Source organism: Tenacibaculum pelagium (genome assembly GCF_014062345.1).
In the GTDB taxonomy this organism is placed as follows: Bacteria; Bacteroidota; Bacteroidia; order Flavobacteriales; family Flavobacteriaceae; genus Polaribacter; species Polaribacter pelagius.
Window position 1 is genome coordinate 1 of record NZ_JACGLS010000029.1, and the last position, 201, is coordinate 201.

Genomic DNA, 201 nt, shown 5'->3' on the forward strand with positions numbered 1-201 from the left:
ACCAGTTTGGAATTCCATCGCCATCTGCATCTCCAGTTGCATCATTTAAGCCTGATCCCTCATCTACATCTGCAATTCCATCATTGTCATCATCTAAATCATCTATATCTGCGATTCCATCACCATCGGTGTCGGTAGCATCTCCAAATCCAACTAAACCATCAACGCTATCTGCAATACCATCTCCGTCTGTATCAGTTC

1 pseudogene is annotated in these 201 nt (G+C 43.3%); it reads right to left on the bottom strand.

Features of this window, described 5'->3' with window-relative positions:
• A pseudogene (locus H3Z83_RS12890) lies at positions 1 to 201 on the bottom strand (hypothetical protein); the annotation flags it as partial.